Genomic DNA, 895 nt, shown 5'->3' on the forward strand with positions numbered 1-895 from the left:
GTGAGTGGGACAATTGTTACATTATCTTGATCATCTTCACTTGGTACATTATTATTTACCGTACTATCTGGATCATATTGATCACTTACTGTGATTTGAGCACTATTACTGTATTCTCCCGCCGCTCCAGTTGGAGCATTTACGGTTGCTGTATATGTCAATACGACTTCTCCATTATTTGCTGGAATACTAATCCCACTCCAGCTTGCCGTATCGGCTGAAAATGGTAGATTTGCACCAGTACCACTTACGCCTGTAAGCGTATATCCTACTGGTAAAATATCTACAACTGATATACCTGTAGCAATATTAGGACCTCCATTGGTAACTGTTACTGTAAAAGTAACTGTCTCCCCTACATTTGGACTCGTATTATCTATTTCCTTGACTATACTTAAATCAGCTTCTTGTGGTACGACTACTGCTGAATCTTCATCGTCATCACCTCTCAAGTCACCTAAATCATCAACAGTATTATCACTTGCTGGATCACTATCTGGATCATATTGATCACTATCAGTAATCTGTGCAGTGTTCAGATACTCATCTACTACGCCTGTAGGCGCATCCACTACGGCATCAAAGGTTAGTGTGATACTTCCTCCATTTGGTATGCTTAAACCTGTCCAACTTACGATATTAGTAGCGATCATTCCTGTAACGCCACCTACAGTATTTGAATTGGTAAGTCCACTATATCCAACGGGTACAACATCTTCAACGTCTACGCCTGTGGCTGCATTCGGACCATCATTATTGATTACTAAAGAAAAAGTAACTGTATCGCCTACATTTGGACTGGCATCACTTACAGTCTTAGTTAAGCTTAAGTCAGAGATTTGCGGTGTTGGAATTGAAGCATTATCTTCATCATCTTCACTTTGATCTCCATCAT

Annotated in this window: 1 protein-coding gene; it reads right to left on the reverse strand. The window is 40.0% G+C overall.

Translation table 11 applies throughout. The features are described 5' to 3' along the window. Positions 1-895: DUF11 domain-containing protein (locus AA089_RS23075; RefSeq protein WP_046759387.1), on the reverse strand; the 895-nt coding region annotated here is incomplete at both ends.

The organism is Kordia jejudonensis (assembly GCF_001005315.1).
GTDB classification, from domain to species: Bacteria; Bacteroidota; Bacteroidia; order Flavobacteriales; family Flavobacteriaceae; genus Kordia; species Kordia jejudonensis.